22 protein-coding genes are annotated in these 18391 nt (G+C 41.0%); 6 read left to right on the top strand and 16 right to left on the bottom strand.

Going from position 1 to position 18391, the window contains the following annotated elements; genetic code table 11:
* Positions 1-9: 9 nt before the first annotated feature.
* Positions 10-468: a Crp/Fnr family transcriptional regulator gene (locus N523_RS0108020; protein WP_028835924.1), complete on the top strand. Its 459-nt coding sequence runs from the start codon at positions 10-12 to the stop codon at positions 466-468.
* 1 nt (position 469) lies between these two features.
* On the opposite strand, the gene N523_RS0108015 is transcribed toward N523_RS0108020, so the two are convergent.
* Positions 470-1135: a hypothetical protein gene (locus N523_RS0108015; RefSeq protein ID WP_028835923.1), complete on the bottom strand. Its 666-nt coding sequence runs from the start codon at positions 1133-1135 to the stop codon at positions 470-472.
* A 56-nt stretch (positions 1136-1191) separates the two neighbouring features.
* Positions 1192-1470 (bottom strand): hypothetical protein, encoded by a 279-nt coding sequence (locus N523_RS0108010; RefSeq protein ID WP_013463790.1) that lies wholly within the window; start codon positions 1468-1470, stop codon positions 1192-1194.
* A gap of 246 nt (positions 1471-1716) precedes the next feature.
* Here N523_RS0108010 and N523_RS0108005 point away from each other — a divergent pair, with 246 nt between their 5' ends.
* The 4 genes from N523_RS0108005 to N523_RS0107990 all read left to right on the top strand — a co-directional run bounded on the left by N523_RS0108005 (position 1717) and on the right by N523_RS0107990 (position 5966).
* A complete protein-coding gene (locus tag N523_RS0108005) occupies positions 1717-2100 on the top strand; it encodes an RNA-binding S4 domain-containing protein (protein ID WP_013463789.1) in 384 nt (127 codons plus the stop codon).
* 97 nt (positions 2101-2197) lie between these two features.
* Positions 2198-2626: a hypothetical protein gene (locus tag N523_RS0108000; protein ID WP_013463788.1), complete on the top strand. Its 429-nt coding sequence runs from the start codon at positions 2198-2200 to the stop codon at positions 2624-2626.
* Between the two features lie 200 nt (positions 2627-2826).
* Complete coding sequence (gene acnA / locus N523_RS0107995; protein ID WP_028835922.1) at positions 2827-5571, top strand: aconitate hydratase AcnA; 2745 nt, start codon at positions 2827-2829, stop codon at positions 5569-5571.
* Between the two features lie 158 nt (positions 5572-5729).
* Positions 5730-5966: a hypothetical protein gene (locus N523_RS0107990; protein WP_013463786.1), complete on the top strand. Its 237-nt coding sequence runs from the start codon at positions 5730-5732 to the stop codon at positions 5964-5966.
* A gap of 10 nt (positions 5967-5976) precedes the next feature.
* Here the strand turns inward: N523_RS0107990 and N523_RS0107985 are convergent, their stop codons facing one another.
* From N523_RS0107985 to N523_RS0107965, 4 genes are all read right to left on the bottom strand, one after another.
* Positions 5977-6507, bottom strand: coding sequence for a DUF4124 domain-containing protein (locus N523_RS0107985; protein ID WP_013463785.1), 531 nt, complete (start codon positions 6505-6507; stop codon positions 5977-5979).
* 136 nt (positions 6508-6643) lie between these two features.
* Positions 6644-7384: a phosphoadenylyl-sulfate reductase gene (locus tag N523_RS0107975; RefSeq protein ID WP_028835921.1), complete on the bottom strand. Its 741-nt coding sequence runs from the start codon at positions 7382-7384 to the stop codon at positions 6644-6646.
* A gap of 42 nt (positions 7385-7426) precedes the next feature.
* Positions 7427-9124: an assimilatory sulfite reductase (NADPH) hemoprotein subunit gene (gene cysI / locus N523_RS0107970; protein WP_028835920.1), complete on the bottom strand. Its 1698-nt coding sequence runs from the start codon at positions 9122-9124 to the stop codon at positions 7427-7429.
* A 62-nt stretch (positions 9125-9186) separates the two neighbouring features.
* Entirely contained in the window at positions 9187-11001 is a 1815-nt protein-coding gene (locus N523_RS0107965; protein WP_028835919.1) for an assimilatory sulfite reductase (NADPH) flavoprotein subunit, read from the bottom strand.
* Between the two features lie 298 nt (positions 11002-11299).
* On the opposite strand from N523_RS0107965, the gene N523_RS0107960 reads away from it, so the two are divergent.
* Positions 11300-12913 carry an endonuclease gene (locus N523_RS0107960; protein WP_028835918.1) on the top strand — a complete coding sequence of 538 codons (1614 nt, stop codon included), beginning with the start codon at positions 11300-11302 and terminating at the stop codon, positions 12911-12913.
* A gap of 196 nt (positions 12914-13109) precedes the next feature.
* On the opposite strand, the gene N523_RS0107955 is transcribed toward N523_RS0107960, so the two are convergent.
* The 10 genes from N523_RS0107955 to rplD form a co-directional block, all read right to left on the bottom strand.
* A complete protein-coding gene (locus N523_RS0107955) occupies positions 13110-14111 on the bottom strand; it encodes a hypothetical protein (protein WP_028835917.1) in 1002 nt (333 codons plus the stop codon).
* Between the two features lie 299 nt (positions 14112-14410).
* Complete coding sequence (gene rpsQ / locus N523_RS0107945; protein ID WP_013463780.1) at positions 14411-14668, bottom strand: 30S ribosomal protein S17; 258 nt, start codon at positions 14666-14668, stop codon at positions 14411-14413.
* Positions 14668-14859: a 50S ribosomal protein L29 gene (gene rpmC / locus N523_RS0107940; RefSeq protein ID WP_004588692.1), complete on the bottom strand. Its 192-nt coding sequence runs from the start codon at positions 14857-14859 to the stop codon at positions 14668-14670. The genes rpsQ and rpmC overlap by 1 nt, the downstream gene beginning before the upstream one ends.
* Positions 14859-15272: a 50S ribosomal protein L16 gene (rplP, locus tag N523_RS0107935; protein ID WP_008108352.1), complete on the bottom strand. Its 414-nt coding sequence runs from the start codon at positions 15270-15272 to the stop codon at positions 14859-14861. The genes rpmC and rplP overlap by 1 nt, the downstream gene beginning before the upstream one ends.
* Positions 15273-15284: 12 nt before the next feature.
* Positions 15285-15986, bottom strand: coding sequence for a 30S ribosomal protein S3 (rpsC, locus tag N523_RS0107930; protein ID WP_008108350.1), 702 nt, complete (start codon positions 15984-15986; stop codon positions 15285-15287).
* A 12-nt stretch (positions 15987-15998) separates the two neighbouring features.
* Positions 15999-16331 (bottom strand): 50S ribosomal protein L22, encoded by a 333-nt coding sequence (gene rplV / locus N523_RS0107925; protein WP_004588690.1) that lies wholly within the window; start codon positions 16329-16331, stop codon positions 15999-16001.
* A 13-nt stretch (positions 16332-16344) separates the two neighbouring features.
* Complete coding sequence (gene rpsS / locus N523_RS0107920) at positions 16345-16623, bottom strand: 30S ribosomal protein S19 (protein WP_004588689.1); 279 nt, start codon at positions 16621-16623, stop codon at positions 16345-16347.
* A gap of 15 nt (positions 16624-16638) precedes the next feature.
* Positions 16639-17463 (bottom strand): 50S ribosomal protein L2, encoded by an 825-nt coding sequence (gene rplB / locus N523_RS0107915; RefSeq protein WP_007376192.1) that lies wholly within the window; start codon positions 17461-17463, stop codon positions 16639-16641.
* Positions 17464-17480: 17 nt separating this feature from the next.
* Complete coding sequence (gene rplW, locus N523_RS0107910) at positions 17481-17783, bottom strand: 50S ribosomal protein L23 (protein WP_008108343.1); 303 nt, start codon at positions 17781-17783, stop codon at positions 17481-17483.
* Complete coding sequence (gene rplD / locus N523_RS0107905; RefSeq protein WP_008108340.1) at positions 17780-18385, bottom strand: 50S ribosomal protein L4; 606 nt, start codon at positions 18383-18385, stop codon at positions 17780-17782. Before rplD ends, rplW begins: the two co-directional genes overlap by 4 nt.
* Positions 18386-18391 lie beyond the last annotated feature (6 nt).

Genomic DNA, 18391 nt, shown 5'->3' with positions numbered 1-18391 from the left:
AGGTTATTGATGAAGTTAATTGAAAACATCCCTTTGTTTAAGCAAATGGAAATTATAAATCGCTTAGAATTCTTTAAAGAATTCACGCTTAATGAACGTCAAATTCTTTTAGAGTCATTTGGATTATTATACTTAGTAAGTAAAAATCAGTTTTTATTTAAAGAGTTTGATAATGACAAGCGACTGTTTATTGTCCTCAGTGGCTCCTTGATGGTGTTTAAGCATAATCACCTTCTAGAGCTAGGCAGCATAGAACCTGGTGAATTTATTGGTGAAGGCGCGTTTATTAATAACCGAGAGCGCAGCATTAATGCACGCGCCAAAGAAAATGCTATCGTACTGGCTATTACAGCCGATGCCCTTACCCGCCTACCTAATGTTATACGCGAAAAAATGAAAGACCGTATTATTGAAGGAATGAGCCTGCGCATAGCTAAACTAAGCGAGCATATAGAAACCCACGGTTAAATCAGTCCATATAAACAATTTGTAGTGAGCAATCAAGCCAACCGGGGGTGTTAACGCTTGCGGTAAATGTGTAGGTATCTGACGGCTTGGCGCCAAAGGGGGTATTTACAAGCGGCTGCGAATGACTGTATGTTTGCGAATAGTCTTTATAATAAACAACAATATAACCATATAAATATTCCCAACTTAGCCTCACGATTGCGCCACTTGGTAATGTAAACTCAACAGCTTCATTTGCAAATTTGACTGCTAAATCATTGTATTTATCTTCGCTGCAATGAGTTGTTCTCAGCTGTTTAGGCATAACAAAATTTCTATTGGCATCAGCATTTTTTAAATAAAAGCCTATATTGCCATCACCATAAAAATGATTTGAACGACTTGTATAATTAACTTGTGGCGCATACCCTAGCTCTTGCATTATAGCTGCAAGTTGCTCCGTCTCTTTGGGGTAAATTTTATCGCTTGAGAGTAGTAATGTGGCCTCACCAAAATCTGATGGGATTGCTAGTTCTACATATTCATAGGGAAGAGTTTGTGCATTTAGTGCAGCATCTAGCTGGTTGCGCTGTTCACCTTGCAAGTTTTCAATAAAAACATAAACAGTAGGTCGCTTGCACGCAGCTAATAAAAACACCAATACACATATTAAAATTCCATTTTTCATTATCACCCCCAATCGATTACAAGCGTAGTCTATAAGGGGTGATTTAAAATGGCAATTTAATTTATTTGGTTATTTAACCATGCATCAACACTCTGGCGATTATAAAGTACTTCATTAAATAAACGATGTCGTTCAAATACCAGCTCGCTTTGTTTGGTTTTAAGCCCGCTGACTAACTGACTATGGGTGTCATTAAACTTGGAGATAACTGAAAAACCACGTTCAGTGTCTTCTTGTACCTGCTGAGCCAAATGCTTTCTAACATCATCAGCAGTTAACATATCTGAATTATCTAAGCCCATTAGCTCTTTTTTCATCGCTAATCTTATGCCCATGTTTTACTCCACTGTTTATATTCAATCTCTTTTTACGACAGATATTGGCAATAAGCGCGCCAATGTGTAATTTTTTTTACGCGAAGTGTAGCCTTGAATTACTTCAGTTTTTTTAAAGACAAATGAAAGAGGTAAAAAGTTTCATAAAAAAATGCACAATCATCGCATCTAACAAACGCACTTTGGTGCAAAATAACCAGCTAGCCTTTATACTACAGCTAATGCCCCCCCCCACAGAGAAACATGATGAACGAAGAATATATAGAAATTGAATTAGAAGAAGAGCCTATAGAGCTTTGTAAATTATTAAAAGTATTAGATCTAGTTGAAGGTGGTGGCCAAGCAAAAAATCTAATTAGCGGTGGCTATGTAGGTGTTAACCATGAAATTTGTACAATTAAACGGAAAAAATTATACAGTGGCGATGTTCTTACATTTGATGGCGAGTTGTTCCAACTGACACTAAGTGAAGATGCAACTCCTGCAGAGCGTCCTGTTATTGATGAAACAGTTACAGCAGAAAAAGCCGCGCCAGTAGCAACAACAGAGCCGGCTAAAAATAAGCGCAAACGTACTAAAAAACCTAAAGTGGATGAAAAAACGGGTCGTCGTCCTATTTCGTTTGGCTAACATTCGCTTACGTCATATGTGTTATTAATAGCCAGTTTGCATCACTGGCTTTTTTAGCCTTTAATAAAATACAAATAACAAAAAAATCGATGCTTACATGTCAGAAAACACTGCAAACCGCTGGATAAAACCCGTACTCATCACCGCCCTGTTATGGAATATATTAGGTGTTTTTGCATTTATCATGCAGCTATTATTAACACCCGAAATGGTAAGTAAACTCCCACAAGAACAACAACTTGCTTATAACAGCCAACCTCTATGGGCTACTTTAGCGTTTGCTATTGCAGTATTTGGCGGCGCATTAGGGTGCGTACTTTTATTATTCAAAAAGTCACTAGCCACATTAACATTAATAATCTCTTTGGCAGCGGTTTTAGCTCAGCAATACTATAATTTTATGATTATTAATAGCATCAGCTTGTTTGGCGTTAGCGCTATTTTTATGCCTATTGCAGTGACCTTAATTGCGATTGCATTGGTGTATTTAAGTTTCCACTTAAAACAACAGGACTACTTTAAATAACACTTTTTTGAGTTTAGTTTTGTGGCCAATTATTACTCAGAGCATCCCTTGAATTTTAACTTTTGGCCTTCATCTCTATTTATATAACAGTCAAAAAAATTACACTGCATGGTATTTTTTTATCATGGTACACAGTTTGCAAACTACTACAGAGGTCACTTTTTCAAGAATATCAATCTAATTTATTGAAGGGACAAATAATGAAAAATAGTTTCGACACCCAACAACAGCTTACTATCAATGGCGAGCAATACCATATTAACTCGCTCATGGGACTTGGCGATAAAGCCAAACGCCTGCCTTTTTCGTTAAAAATATTACTAGAAAATCTATTGCGTAATGAAGATGGTGTGAATATTAAAGAGCAAGATATTCAGGCACTACTAGATTGGGATCCTAAGGCTAAGCCCTCGGCCGAAGTAGCCTTCACCCCTGCCCGCGTAGTAATGCAAGATTTTACCGGTGTCCCTGCTATTGTTGACTTAGCCGCCATGCGTGATGCAATGGAAAAGCTTGGTGGCGATCCTGCAAAAATAAATCCGCTTTCTCCGGCTGAACTGGTGATCGATCACTCAGTACAAGTGGATGGTTACGGTAAAGATGGCTCATTCGACTTAAATTCAAAACTAGAATATGAACGTAATAAAGAGCGCTACGAGTTTTTACGTTGGGGTCAAACCGCATTTGATAATTTAAAAGTGGTGCCACCAGCCACAGGTATTGTCCATCAAGTAAATTTAGAATACTTAGCACGTGTAGTGTTCAATGATACAAAAAACGGTAAATCGTTAGCTTATCCAGATACACTGGTTGGTACTGATTCTCACACAACCATGATCAACGGCCTAGGCGTACTCGGTTGGGGTGTAGGCGGCATTGAAGCCGAAGCCGCCATGCTTGGCCAACCTATTAGCTTGCTTATTCCACAGGTTGTGGGTGTTAAATTAAATGGTCGCTTACCTGAGGGCACTACAGCAACCGATTTAGTACTTACTGTTACTGAAATGCTGCGTAACCACGGTGTGGTAGGTAAGTTTGTTGAGTTTTATGGTGACGGGCTTGCCGACTTACCACTGGCCGACAGAGCGACTATTGCTAACATGGCACCGGAATATGGCGCAACCTGTGGTATTTTCCCTATTGATGATGAAACGATTAATTACTTACGCTTAACTAATCGCGATGAAAAGCAGCTTAAACTGATTGAAGATTACGCAAAACATCAAGGTTTATGGCGTAATGATGGCGATGAAGCACATTATACCGATAAGCTAGAACTAACTTTAGATGATGTAGTACCAAGTCTTGCTGGCCCGAAACGTCCACAAGACAGAATCACACTGGATAAAGCCGGTGATGTTATTGGTCAACACTTAAAAGACTTCCAAGACGAACGTATGGCACGTCGAGATAAAAGCAATGAAGAGCAAGCGCGTATTGAAAGTGAAGGCCCTACTACCAATCCTGACGAACCCACTGATGAAGCGCAGTTTATGGGCGCAGCAAAAGTTAACTTTAATGGCCAAGAGTTTGAATTAAACGATGGCGCCTGCGTCATTGCTGCAATCACAAGCTGTACTAATACCTCTAATCCAAGCGTAATTTTAGCGGCAGGATTAGTGGCTCAAAAAGCACGTCAATTAGGTATTAATGTAAAACCTTGGGTTAAAACGTCTTTAGCACCAGGTTCGCAGGTGGTTACCGATTACCTTGAAAAAGCAGGGTTAATGGATGATCTTGATGCGCTTGGTTTTAACTTAGTTGGTTATGGCTGTACCACCTGTATTGGTAACTCCGGCCCATTAGCGGATGAAATTTCAGAAGCTATTCAAAAACATAAACTAATTGTAAGCTCTATTTTGTCGGGTAACCGTAACTTTGAAGGGCGTATTCACCAAGACGTTAAAATGAACTTCCTCGCGTCGCCACCACTTGTAGTAGCTTATGCTATAGCAGGTAGAACCGATATTGATGTATACAACGAACCACTTGCGCAAGATAAGCATGGTAACGATATATACCTTAAAAATATTTGGCCAAGCGTTAAAGAAGTGAGTGAGCTTGTAAAAAATACGGTAACTAAAGAAATGTTCGAAAAAAGCTACGCCAATGTTTACGATGGCGACAGTCGCTGGCAAAAAATTCAAATACCTGATGGTAAGCTTTACGATTGGGATGCTGCCTCGACTTATATCAAAAAAGCGCCATTCTTTGATGGTATGAGTGTTGAACCACCGGGGATCCCAAAAATAGAAGGTGCGCGCTGTCTAGCTAAACTAGGCGATTCAGTGACTACCGATCATATTTCACCAGCAGGTGCGATTAAAGCGGAGGCACCCGCAGGACTTTATCTACAAGAAAATGGGGTAGAAAAAGCACAGTTTAATTCTTATGGTTCTCGCCGTGGTAATCACGAAGTGATGATGCGTGGTACATTTGCTAATGTGCGCCTTAAAAACTTACTAGCCCCCGGTACTGAGGGCGGTGTCACTCGCACTCAACCTGACGATAAGCTAGAGAGTATTTATGATGCGGCAATGGCATATCAAGAGAGTGGAACACCATTAGTGGTTCTAGCAGGTAAAGAATATGGTACCGGCTCCTCACGAGATTGGGCTGCAAAAGGCTCATTACTACTCGGTATTAAAGCTGTGATAGCACAAAGCTATGAGCGTATTCACCGCTCGAACCTGATTGGTATGGGCGTATTACCTTTACAATTTAAAGAGGGTGAAAGCCATGAATCATTGGGCTTAACGGGGCAAGAACAATTTGATATTCAAGGTTTATACGACAAAACCGACGAAGTCAGTGTCATTGCCACTAACAGTGAAGGTAAACAAGTTAGTTTTAGTGCCGATGTGCGTATTGATACCCCTAAAGAGTGGGATTACTACAAACATGGCGGGATTTTACAGTACGTATTACGCAATATGCTCGACTAACTAGCCATTAAACAGTAGTAGCTTAAAAGCCCAGCTCAGCAATGAGCTGGGCTTTTTTACATTCGCTATAGAGTAAATATTGATACACCCTTGCGCTAAATCAATGTTGCTCTATCAAGATACCATACACTAAGAAGACACGCTGCGCAGAGGTCGCCATGTCTTCAATAGTAATGATAAGACTACTTAAAACATCTATTTTGCTTGGGTTATGCCTGATTGTGACAGGCCATATATTAATTGTATCGAGCTACTTTACCAGCCAGTACGGTATTAAAGGCATTATTACTGCAGCAGCGTGCATTGCAATTGGTGTGTTTTTATCACTGCCAACTAAAATTTATTTAACCATATTATTAATGGAAGCAGAAAAGCGCTACTTGAAATCGCAGTAACCGTCTAGGGCTAAAAGCCGCTGAAACTTTCGACTTCTTTACTGCGTTGCTCAATTCTCTTTTTGGCTTTTTCAGCATCTTCAAACAACTTATTGATTGACTCACTGTTGTATATTTCAGGCGCTCGCTGAGGAAAAGGTTTTGCCGCAGATTTAGCACTGCCACTTAATATAGCCGTATCTTCGGCTACCACAACATTAATATCTGCGGGATCAAGATGCACTTCAATACTCTTGCCATTTTTATTTGGCACATCGGAGAAATGCCACTGCCCTTGCTCATCTTGCCACTTATAAATTTTACTTTGAGAGTCAGATGCTAACGGTGACGATGTGATTTTATCTCCTACTTTTTTAAGCTCAAGTGTGAGCTGTTCGAATGTATTAGATGAAAGCGCTACCACTTTATCTTTAATAGAAAAAGATTCATTTTTAATCAATGAGCTGGTGAGCCAAGGTTGCCCATTTGGCTTTTTAAGATAAAACAAAGAGATAAGAGCAATGACCATTACTGATATTGCTAAGTAGGTAAAGTATTTCATAGCGTTCCTGCTGTAAATTTAATCCTTTATTATCATTAATATAATAAAAAAACAGCAGTCAGGCAATTATTTTCCACAAAATAAAAACGCAGCTTTAGCTGCGTTTTTAAATTTATAGCTTTGAATAATAAGGTAATTAAATTCCATCACCATCAATATGCAAGCCACACTCACGGTTCAGCCCAAAAAAGCGGGTTTCTTCTTCGCTCATTCCTGGCTCTAATTTACGCGTAGTGTGTACATCACCCATAGACACATAACCTTGCTCCCATAATGGGTGGTATGGCAGATCATGTTTAGTGAGGTATTGGTACACATCACGATTATTCCACTCAATAATAGGGTACACTTTTACTGTACCCCGGCTTATTTCTAAAACTTGTTTTTCAGCACGGCTCGACGATTGATCTCGACGCAAGCCACTAAACCAAGTGCTCGCGTTAAGCTCTTTTAAAGCACGCGTCATTGGCTCTACTTTATTGAGCTGGTTGTATTGCTTAATACCTTCTTCACCAAGCTCCCATAGTTTTCCAAATTTAGCCTCTTGCCATGCAGGGCTCAACTGCGCTTTATACACTTTTAAGTTAAGTGATAAACGCTCGCTCATCTGATCGATAAACTGATAGGTTTCTGGAAATAGATAACCCGTGTCTGTTAATACAACAGGTATATCGGGGCGCTGTGATGTCATTAAATGCAACATTACCGCTGCTTGAATACCAAAACTCGATGATAAAAACGCGGTGTCAGGCAAGTGCTCTAGCGCCCATGCAACGCGCTGCTCAGCATTCATGTTAGCCAGCAAACCATTCGCATCAGCTAACATAGCCTGTTGACTTTGCTTATCTAGCTGTAATATGTTTTTAAATTCACTCATGGTCAATTTTAAACCTCACCAGCGCGGTGCGCTGCTTTTAAATTATGCGTAAAAATCGGTAACAGATACTTTTACTTCTGCAACAATACCCTTGCGAATAACAAAATCACCAAAGCATTCGCCTTCATTGCGCTCACTAACCCATTGCCCAATCAGCTTATCAAATGCCTCTAGGTAAACTTCTTCGCCCACATTTTCAAGATAAAGCTTAGGGATACGCGTACCCTCCGTATTCCCGCCAAGGTAAACATTGTACTTACCTGGGCCTTTACCTACTAATCCAGCTTCAGCTAGCATGGCACGACCACAGCCGTTAGGGCAACCAACCACACGCATAATAATGCTGTCATTTGGTACTCCATGCTTAGCCAATAAGCCTTCTATTTTTTCAATTAAACTCGGTAAGTAACGCTCGGCTTCAGCCATCGCTAAAGGACAAGTGGGCAGTGACACACACGCCATTGAGTTTTTACGTTGCTCAGTGTCTTTGTCATCAATCAAACCGTGTTCACGCGCTATTTTTTCAATGATTGCTTTTTGATCCGCAGGCACACCGGCAATAATTAAGTTTTGATTGGCGGTCATGCGAAAATCACCTTGATGAATTTCTGCAATCTTACGACACCCTGTTTTCAGTGGCTTATTGGGGTAATCTAAAATACGACCACTTTGAATAAAGAGCGTTAAGTGATGTTTACCGTCAATTCCTTCAACCCAACCAATACGATCCCCTCGATGAGTAAACTCATAAGGGCGGCTTGGTGCAAAACTCACACCTGCACGTTTTTCAACTTCTGCTTTAAATACATCGGACCCAACACGGTCAAGTGTGTATTTAGTTTTTGCGTTTTTACGGTTAGAACGATTACCCCAATCACGTTGCACAGACACTACGTGCTCAGCAATTTTTAAGGTATCTTCAAGGGCAATAAAACCAAAATCATCGGCTTTTCGTGGATACGTTGCAGTATCACCATGGGTCATGGCAAGGCCACCCCCTACTAGCACGTTAAAACCAACTAATTTACCGTTATCAGCAATCGCCACAAAGTTTAAGTCGTTTGCATGAACATCCACTTCATTATTTGGTGGAATTGTTACAGTGGTTTTAAACTTACGCGGTAAATAAGTTGAGCCTAAAATTGGCTCTTCTGTGGTTTCGCTTTTTTCGCCATTGAGCCAAATCTCTGCATACGCTTTGGTTTTAGGTAATAAGTGTTCAGAAATCTTTGCCGCCCACTCATACGCCTCCTGGTGTAACTCAGACTCAACAGGGTTAGTGGTACAAAGTACATTTCGGTTCACGTCACCGGCGGTTGCAATAGAATCAATACCCACGCTATTAAGTAGCTGGTGCATACCTTTAATTTCAGGTTTTAATACACCATGAAACTGAAATGTTTGGCGCGTAGTTAAACGAATACTGCCATAGCTGGTTTTCTCCCCAGCAAACTTATCAATTGCTAACCATTGCTCGGGCTTAATAATACCGCCAGGCATACGTGCACGCAGCATGACATTATGTAGTGGTTCTAGCTTTTGTTTAGCACGCTCGGGACGAATATCGCGGTCATCTTGCTGGTACATGCCATGAAAACGAATTAACTGGAAATTATCGGCAGTAAAACCACCGGTAATTTCATCTTTTAAATCTTGCGCTATAGTGCCGCGTAAAAAGTTACTTTCTCTTTTTAAACGTTCGTTATCAGAAAGCTTTACGGTTTTATCTTGTTCGCTCATTTTAAATCCTAAATTTGTTACAGTGACGGCTGTTAGCTTTTAATAAAATAAACAACGTGCACTTAATACACGTCTTTCTGATAGCGATTTGCGCTACGCAAATCTTTTAAGTATTGATCGGCCTCTTCATTACTTTTGCCGGTATTTTCTGTGATGATATCAATTAAGGCATTGTGTACATCTTTAGCCATACGGTTTGCATCGCCACACACATAAAAATGAGCACCCGCTTCTAGCCAGTCAAACACTTCTTTTGAGTTTTTACGTAACTTGTCTTGCACGTAAACTTTTTCTGCTTGGTCACGGCTAAACGCCACATCTACTTTACTCAATAAGCCTGATTTTAAGTAACCTTGAATTTCTACTTGGTATAAAAAGTCTTGGGTAAAATGTGGGTTACCAAAGAATAACCAGTTTTTACCCGTAGCCTCTCGCGCATCACGTTCTTGTAAAAAGGCACGGAACGGTGCAATACCTGTACCTGGCCCTACCATGATGATCGGTGTGTCATCATTTACTGGTAAGCGGAAGTTGTCGTTATGTTCACTAAATACTTTTACTTTACAGCCTTCTTGCGCACGGCGTGCTAAATAGCCTGAACAGCCACCTAAATGCTCTGTGCCAAACGCTTCAAACTCAACCAATGCAATAGTTAAATGCACTTCGTCCTCAACCTCGCTTTGGCTAGAAGCAATTGAATATAAGCGCGCTTGCAGTTTACGTAGGCAATCAACCAGTGTTTGCGCCTCTAATTTAGCTGGGTTTTGTGCAACCACATCAAAAATTTGGCGAGGCTCAATATATTCGCGCATTGCGGCTTTATCTTCCACAAGCTTAAGAAGTTCAGGCGTGCCTGTAGCCGTGGCATATTTTTCGACAAAACCAGGGTACGATTGTGTCAGCTCTAGTTTTTCAATTAAGGCATCACGCACGCTAAGTTCTTCATCGCCAAGTTTAACGCGGCTAGTTGGATCAATTTGCGTTTGCGCTAGTAGCTCATCTACACGGGCTTCATCATTTAAAAAGTAAATGCCTAACGAGTCACCCGGCGTATAGGTAATGTCAGAGCCTTCAAGTGAAATTTCAACATGGCGTACATCTTTGGTTGAGTCACGACCGGTAATTTTTTGCACTAAGCTTAGCTCTGCCGCAAACGGGTTTTGCTTAGTGTATTGGCTAGCCGCTGTCGTGGGCGTGCCAAATGGCATTGATACAACTTGGCCGCCTGTAGCATCTTGCTGAGCTTTTAAATCTGGTTCAAACGCATTTAACGCGCCCTCAATCCAAGTGGCGGCTTCATCATCGTAATCAACGTCTAGGTCGGCACGTTGATAAATAACCTCTGCACCGAGTTTAGTTAAACGCTCTTCAAAGTCTTTAGCGGTTTGACAGAAAAATTCATAGCTAGAATCACCTAAACCTAATACCGCGACTTTAACGCCATCAAGCTTTGGCGCTTTTTTGGTAATTAAAAATTCGTACAGTGTTTCGGCATCTTCAGGTGGCTCACCTTCACCATAAGTCGATACAACAACGGTTAAAAACTTTTCTTTTTTCAATGCGGTTGGCTTGTAATCTGACATGCTAACCAGCTTTGCAGCTAACCCACGAGATTCAGCTTGCTCTTTAAGCTTAGTCGCCACCGCTTTAGCGTTACCTGTTTGTGAACCATACAAAATAGTAAGTACTGCTGCCTCAGAGGTTGCCGGTGTACCTGCAATTGGCGCACCTAGCGCTGCTGAATTAGCATTAGCAGCTAAATAGCCGCTAACCCACGCTTGCTGAATTGGATTAAGCTCAGCCACTAAACCTTGTAGCTTTTGTACTTGCTCTTGCGAAAGCGGACTTGCTAGCGCATTGAGTTGACCTAACAACATGAATTTTTCCTCATAACCCTGAACGTTAAACACAATGCTTGTTCACATTGTTTAAAATGAGTGCCACCTCATTCAGAAGGTTCTGTTGAGGTTAATTGAGTATGCAGGATAGCCGTCTAAGCATAGATAAAAAAAGAATAGAATCTGCTTTGATATTCCATTTAGTTATTAATCTCGTTAAAAACCAGTGAAATTAACCTAAAGGTTTTTTATTGCCTTTTATGAAATTCTAATTTAACAATTTTGTAACCTTTATAATCTAATGTATATTGCTTAAAAAAATAAATTAGGAACAAACATGTTACACGGTATATATAAAAATAAGTTACTTCTGAGCACGTTGTTATTGAGCTCTTTGCCTGCGATGGCTAATGTCGTCAATGGTAATTTTGAACAATGGACAGGCAACACCCCACAAGCGTGGACGGTGATTGATAGCGGTATTAACGTATCTGCCAATAGCACAGTCGTGAGTACAGGCTTACAAGCAGCTGTGATTAGCGTAAATACAGGCACACAAAGTAACACTGATTTTTTACAGCAAGTCGCAGTTGAAATGGGCAAAACTTATGAGTTCTCAGTGGATGTGTATCATACCGAAGGTCATCTTAAGGCCCGTTTGTTCATAGATGGTTATCAAGGCTACTCAAACCCTGCTTTAACAAACCAGTGGCAAACCATAACTTACAGCTATACCGCTGATAGTAGTAAAACGATTGATGTCGGTTTACGCTTTTACGATACAAGCGGCTTTGATGGTAGTGAGTTAGTTTATGTTGATAACTTCTTACCTAATAATGATAGCGGCGGCGGTTCTCCAAGCTGCGCAGATAACAGCCTTACTTTTAACCTAACCACAGATAACTACGGCGAAGAAACCAGTTGGCAAATAACACACAACCAAGTCGGTATAGTTGCAAGCGGCAGTGGTTATGCCGCAAATACTCAATACACCGAACAATTATGTTTAACCAATGGCGACTATACATTTACTATTAACGACAGCTACGGCGATGGTATTTGCTGTTCATATGGCAGTGGTAGCTACGCCTTGAATAATGAAGCCACATTGCTTGCCAGTGGAGCAAGCTTTCAATCAAGTGAGTCTACCGCATTCTCATTAGGTGAGACTCAGCCAACACCGACGCCAACCGGCTACTATGTGACAACCCAAGGCTTAACTGGCTACACGCTAAAAACTGAGCTTTATAACATTATTAATAACCATAACGCTCAAGGGTATTCTGCTATTTGGAGTTTTTACGACGCATCAGCACGCGATAAATACTTCGAAAATGATAACAGTATTTTAGATATGTACAGTGAAAAGCCAAATGGAGTTGATAGCTACACTTATACTGCTGTAAGCGATCAGTGCGGTACCTACAATAGCGAAGCCGATTGTTATAACCGTGAACATTCATTTCCTAAAAGCTGGTTTGGCGGCACCATAGAACCAATGAACTCTGATGTTCATCATATTTACGCCACTGACGGCTATGTAAATTCAAAGCGTAGCAACTTCCCGTTCGGTGAAGTGGCCAGCGCTACGTTTACTTCAACCAATGGCAGTCAATTAGGTTCTGCAAGTAGTGCGATTAATTACACTGGTACTGTATTTGAGCCTATTGATGAATTTAAAGGTGACTTTGCTCGTGCTTATTTTTACATGGCTACACGCTACCAAAACGTAATCGGCTCTTGGCAAAATAACACCACGGCTAGTAATGCCGTACTTAACGGCTCTAGTAACCAAGTATTTGAAAGCTGGGTTGTGGCCATGCTGTTAAAATGGCATAACAACGACCCCGTTAGCCAAATGGAATTAGACCGAAATCAAGCAGCGTTTGAATTTCAGGGAAATCGTAACCCGTATATCGACCACCCTGAATTTGTAGAGATGATTTGGTAAAAGCCAGCGGTCAGCGGTCAGCGGTCAGCGGTCAGCGGTCAGCGGTCAGCGGTCAGCGCAGAAAAAACATCAGCCTTTGCAGTTGCAAAGGCTTTTTATCGTAATCACTAAACTTATTAGAAGGGGAAAGAAGCTCGCTTCACCTAGGGACTGAGCCCTATGGGCTCTTAGCCACAGCGTGACCATATACAAATGATTAACTTCCAACCAAATAACCTATATAATCCAAAGCCTTGTAACCAGCTCTATCTACTTTTTTGCTTTTCAATGAGTTTTTGAGAATATCCCTGTCTAACTTTAACGCATCAACGAAGTCATTTAGCTCTTTATGTAAAGGCAAGTCAGGATAAGCTAAATATCTTTCTATATTAGTACGATCATTAAAAGAGCATGCTTGAAAAGCGCTTGCTAACCAAGAGTGATTCAAAAATATAGAATCCTTCATATTAGTATCAGCTTCTAAAGGAAATGCTGATTTATAAAGCGAGCCAATTACAAGAGCTGTACATGGGCCTAACTCCCCATCTGGTGTTAGTTCATAGCGGAGTTGGAGCTTTTTTATTGATTCGGATAAATTATCAAACGTCAGATTTGTTGGCTCGAATGAAACTACAAATATCGACAAAACTTTCAGCACTGAAAACTCAGATACTCCTAAAGATTTAATAAAATTAAATGACGATGAACTTTCTAATTTAGCCGCAGTATTCTTATCTATTAATTCACTAAAATCGATATTTTTTGCTGTAGCTTTTGTAATTATTCTAGCTAAATTATGTAGGTCTTCGTTTTTTTGATTAAGCTCTTTTGACAAATCATCATATTTCTTCGTTAATCTAATATTATTTTCATTTGCTACTTTGAGCATACTCTTAATTAATTTAACATCATTTTTTAAAAGAGTTCTTTCTTCTCTTATATATATCAGCAGGTCATCTTTTAAATCTGATTTCATAAATGAATCAGAGATAGTTTGCTTAATAGATATAAAACCAATGTATGAAACCAATGATATAAAGACAGCTAAAACACTAATTGTCAGTAGCCAACGCCTATTCCTACTCTCTTTTTCTAAGTTCGAGACATCGTGTATTATTGCCTTTCTAGTATCTTCTGAAATATTACTACCGTTTTTAAAACTTTCTTTTAATTTTGTAACTTCAGAAGTTAAAAACTCAATTTTTTGTTCTATTTCCATATAATAAATAATCCTTCTTAGTTACTTAAACAGCCTTTAAATTTACCTTAAAAGTGGCCTGAGACTAGATATTATTCGCCTCGGCCTTTTTAACTATTTAGTAAACAAGGAAATTTAAATTATAAATATTCTTTTCTCCTCAGTTTCCACATTACGAGTCAACCCAAGCTACGGCGCTCAAATTCACTGCGAGCAGCTGACGGCTGAAAGCTTACCGCTAAAAACTGCTCTAAACTGCTCTAAACGTAAAAAGCCCCAGCTAATGCCGGGGCTTTTCATAAAACAGACTTAATTAAAAATTAAGCTTGTTTTGGACGTTCAACAACATCTACCAAAGTCCAAGATTTGTTCTTAGAGATTGGAGCGCATTCACGGATAGTAACTACGTCACCCGCTTTTGCAGTGTTATTTTCGTCATGTACGTGTAACTTAGTCGTACGTTTGATGAATTTCCCATAGATTGGGTGCTTCACGTAACGTGCGATAGCAACAGTGAAAGATTTTTCCATCTTGTCGCTGATTACACGGCCTTGAAGAGTACGAATTTTATCGCTCATTATTGACCTGCCTTCTGGTTAATAATTGTTTTTACACGCGCGATATCGCGACGTACTGTTCTTAGCGTGTGTGTCTGAGCTAACTGACCAGTGCTTGCTTGCATGCGCAGGTTAAACTGCTCACGAAGAAGACCTAGAAGTTCAGCATTTAGCTCTTCTACGCTTTTATCTTTTAGTTCGCTTGCTTTCATCACATTACCGTCCGAGTTACGAAAGTTGTTTTGAATGGCAGTTTACGAGCAGCAAGGTTAAACGCTTCACGAGCAAGCTCTTCTGAAACACCTTCCATTTCGTAAAGTACTTTACCAGGCTGAATTTCAGCAACCCAATATTCAACAGAACCTTTACCTTTACCCATACGAACTTCAAGAGGTTTTTCTGTGATCGGCTTGTCAGGGAAGACACGGATCCAGATTTTACCTTGACGTTTCACGTGACGCGTCATAGCACGACGAGCTGCTTCGATTTGACGAGCAGTCATGCGGCCACGACCAGTAGCTTTCAAACCGAAAGTACCGAAGCTTACTTTGTTACCGTTTTGCGCTAGACCACGGTTGCGGCCTTTATGCATTTTACGGAATTTTGTACGTTTTGGCTGTAACATTACTCGCTACCTCTACTTAGCACTTTTTTTGGCTTTCTTTGGTGCGCGTTTAGCTGGCTTCTCTTGCTCTTGTACTAGCGGTAAACCACCAATAACTTCGCCTTTGAAGATCCAAACTTTAACACCAATGATACCGTAAGTGGTTAAGGCTTCAGAAGTTGCGTAGTCGATATCAGCACGAAGAGTATGTAGAGGTACACGACCTTCACGATACCATTCTGAACGTGCGATTTCTGCGCCGCCAAGACGACCGCTAACTTCAACTTTAATCCCTTTAGAACCGATGCGCATTGCATTTTGTACCGAACGCTTCATAGCGCGACGGAACATAACACGACGCTCTAGCTGAGAGGCAATGCCGTCTGCTACTAGTTGTGCATCTAGTTCTGGTTTACGTACTTCAGAAATATTAATCTGAGCAGGTACACCAGCGATTTTAGTTACCGCTTGACGTAATTTTTCTACGTCTTCGCCTTTTTTACCGATAACAACACCCGGACGAGCCGTGTGAATAGTTACTCGGATAGATTTTGCTGGACGCTCAATAACGATTTTAGACACAGAAGCCGCTTTCAATTCCTTAGTAAGGAATGTACGTACTTTGTGATCGCCAAAAAGCTGTGCAGAGAAATCTTTTGAATTCGCGTACCAGGTAGAAACCCAAGGTTTAGATATACCTAGGCGAATACCAGTAGGATGAACTTTTTGTCCCATTACTTATATCTCCTAGCTATCTGAAACCACAACAGTGATGTGGCTTGTACGCTTAAGGATGCGGTCTGCGCGTCCTTTAGCACGTGGCATAATACGTTTCATTGTTGGACCATCGTCCACAAAAATCGTTGTTACACGTAGCTCATCAATGTCAGCACCTTCGTTATGCTCTGCGTTAGCAATAGCAGACTCAAGTACTTTCTTAACTAATACAGCCGCTTTTTTCGGGCTGTACGCCAGGATTTCTAGTGCGCGATCGACAGGTAACCCGCGGATCTGATCTGCAACTAGACGTGCTTTTTGCGCCGAACCAGAGGCGAATTTATGTTTAGCTAATGCTTGCATTTATCTTCCCCTCTTAACGTTTCTTCGCTTTCTTATCCGCAGCATGGCCACGGTAAGTGCGAGTTGGTGCAAATTCACCTAGTTTGTGACCGATCATTTCGTCAGAAACGAAAACTGGTACATGCTGGCGACCATTATGGACAGCAATGGTCAATCCGATCATGTTAGGTATGATCATTGAACGACGGCTCCAAGTTTTAATTGGCTTCTTTTCACCGCTTTCCAAAGCTTTCTCTACCTTCTTCAGCAAGTGTAGGTCTATAAAAGGACCCTTCTTGAGAGAGCGTGGCATGGCTATTCCTCAATATTACTTAGTACGACGACGTACTATAAATTTATCCGTACGCTTGTTCTTACGCGTCTTAGCACCTTTAGTCGGCTTACCCCATGGAGACACAGGATGACGACCACCAGATGTACGACCTTCACCACCACCGTGTGGGTGATCAACCGGGTTCATGGCAACACCACGAACTGTCGGACGAATACCACGCCAGCGATTTGCACCTGCTTTACCAAGTGAACGAAGCATATGCTCAGCATTGCCTACTTCACCTAGTGTCGCACGACAATCAGATTCAACTTTACGAACTTCGCCTGAACGAAGACGTAATGTTACATATTGACCATCACGTGCAAGGATTTGAACGTATGCACCAGCAGAACGTGCAATTTGAGCACCTTTACCTGGTTTAAGTTCTACGTTGTGAACAGTCGAACCTACAGGCATATTACGCATAGGTAATGCATTACCAGGTTTGATTGGTGCATCAACACCAGACTGGATTGCATCGCCAGCTTTTAAGCCTTTTGGTGCGATAATGTAACGACGCTCACCGTCTGCATATAATACAAGAGCGATGTTTGCGCTACGATTTGGATCATATTCTAAACGCTCAACAGTGGCTGGAATGCCATCTTTAGTACGTTTAAAATCGATTAAACGGTAATGCTGCTTATGACCACCACCGATATGACGAACCGTAATACGACCATTGTTATTACGACCACCTGATTTAGAGTTTTTCTCTAATAGTGGTGCGTAAGGTTTACCCTTATGTAAATCTGGGTTAACCACTTTAACTAGGTGACGACGACCCGCAGAAGTTGGCTTACACTTTTGAAGTGCCATAATTCTAACTCCCCTTATTACTCGGCGCCGCCGACAAAGTCCAGCTCGCTACCTTCTTTAAGAGTAACGTAAGCTTTCTTCCAGTCGCTACGACGACCGAAACGCATGCCAGTACGTTTTGTTTTACCCTTAACGTTAAGTGTGCGAACACCAGTTACTTCTACTTCAAAAAGCTTCTCAACTGCCGCTTTAACTTCAGCTTTAGTTGCGTCATTTGCTACTTTGAAAACAATCGTGTTGTTTTCTTCAGCAGCGATTGTGCTTTTTTCAGAGATGTGTGGAGCAAGGATCACTTTTAAAAGACGTTCTTCACGGATCATGCTAGCGCCTCCTCAAGTTGCTTAACAGCAGCAGCTGTAATTAGTACCTTGTCGAAAGCAATTAAGCTTACAGGATCGATACCAGCTACATCACGTGTGTCAACCTTGTACAGGTTACGTGCCGATAAGAAAAGATTTTCATCTACTTCTTCAGTCACGATAAGAACATCTTTAAGCTCAAGTTCTTTAAGCTTAGCAACTAGTTCTTTAGTTTTTGGTGCTTCAAGACCAAAACTTTCAACAACGATTAAACGCTCTTGACGAACTAATTCAGATAAGATGCTTTTGATCGCACCGCGGTACATTTTACGGTTTACTTTTTGGCTGTGGTCTTGTGGTTTAGCTGCGAAGCTAACGCCACCTGAACGCCAAATTGGACTACGGATTGTACCAGCACGTGCACGGCCAGTACCTTTTTGAGCCCATGGTTTTTTACCACCACCGCTTACTTCAGAACGTGTCTTCTGAGCACGAGTACCTTGACGAGCACCTGCTGCGTATGCAACAACTACTTGGTGTACTAATGCTTCGTTAAACTCACGTCCAAAAGTAGCTTCAGAAACTTCAAGAGCGCCAGAAGCGTCTTTAATTGCTAATTCCATCACTAA

Origin of the sequence: Pseudoalteromonas sp. 23_GOM-1509m (assembly GCF_000518425.1) — a bacterium.
Lineage (GTDB): Bacteria > Pseudomonadota > Gammaproteobacteria > Enterobacterales > Alteromonadaceae > Pseudoalteromonas > Pseudoalteromonas tetraodonis.
This window is presented reverse-complemented; position numbering and strand designations above follow the sequence as displayed.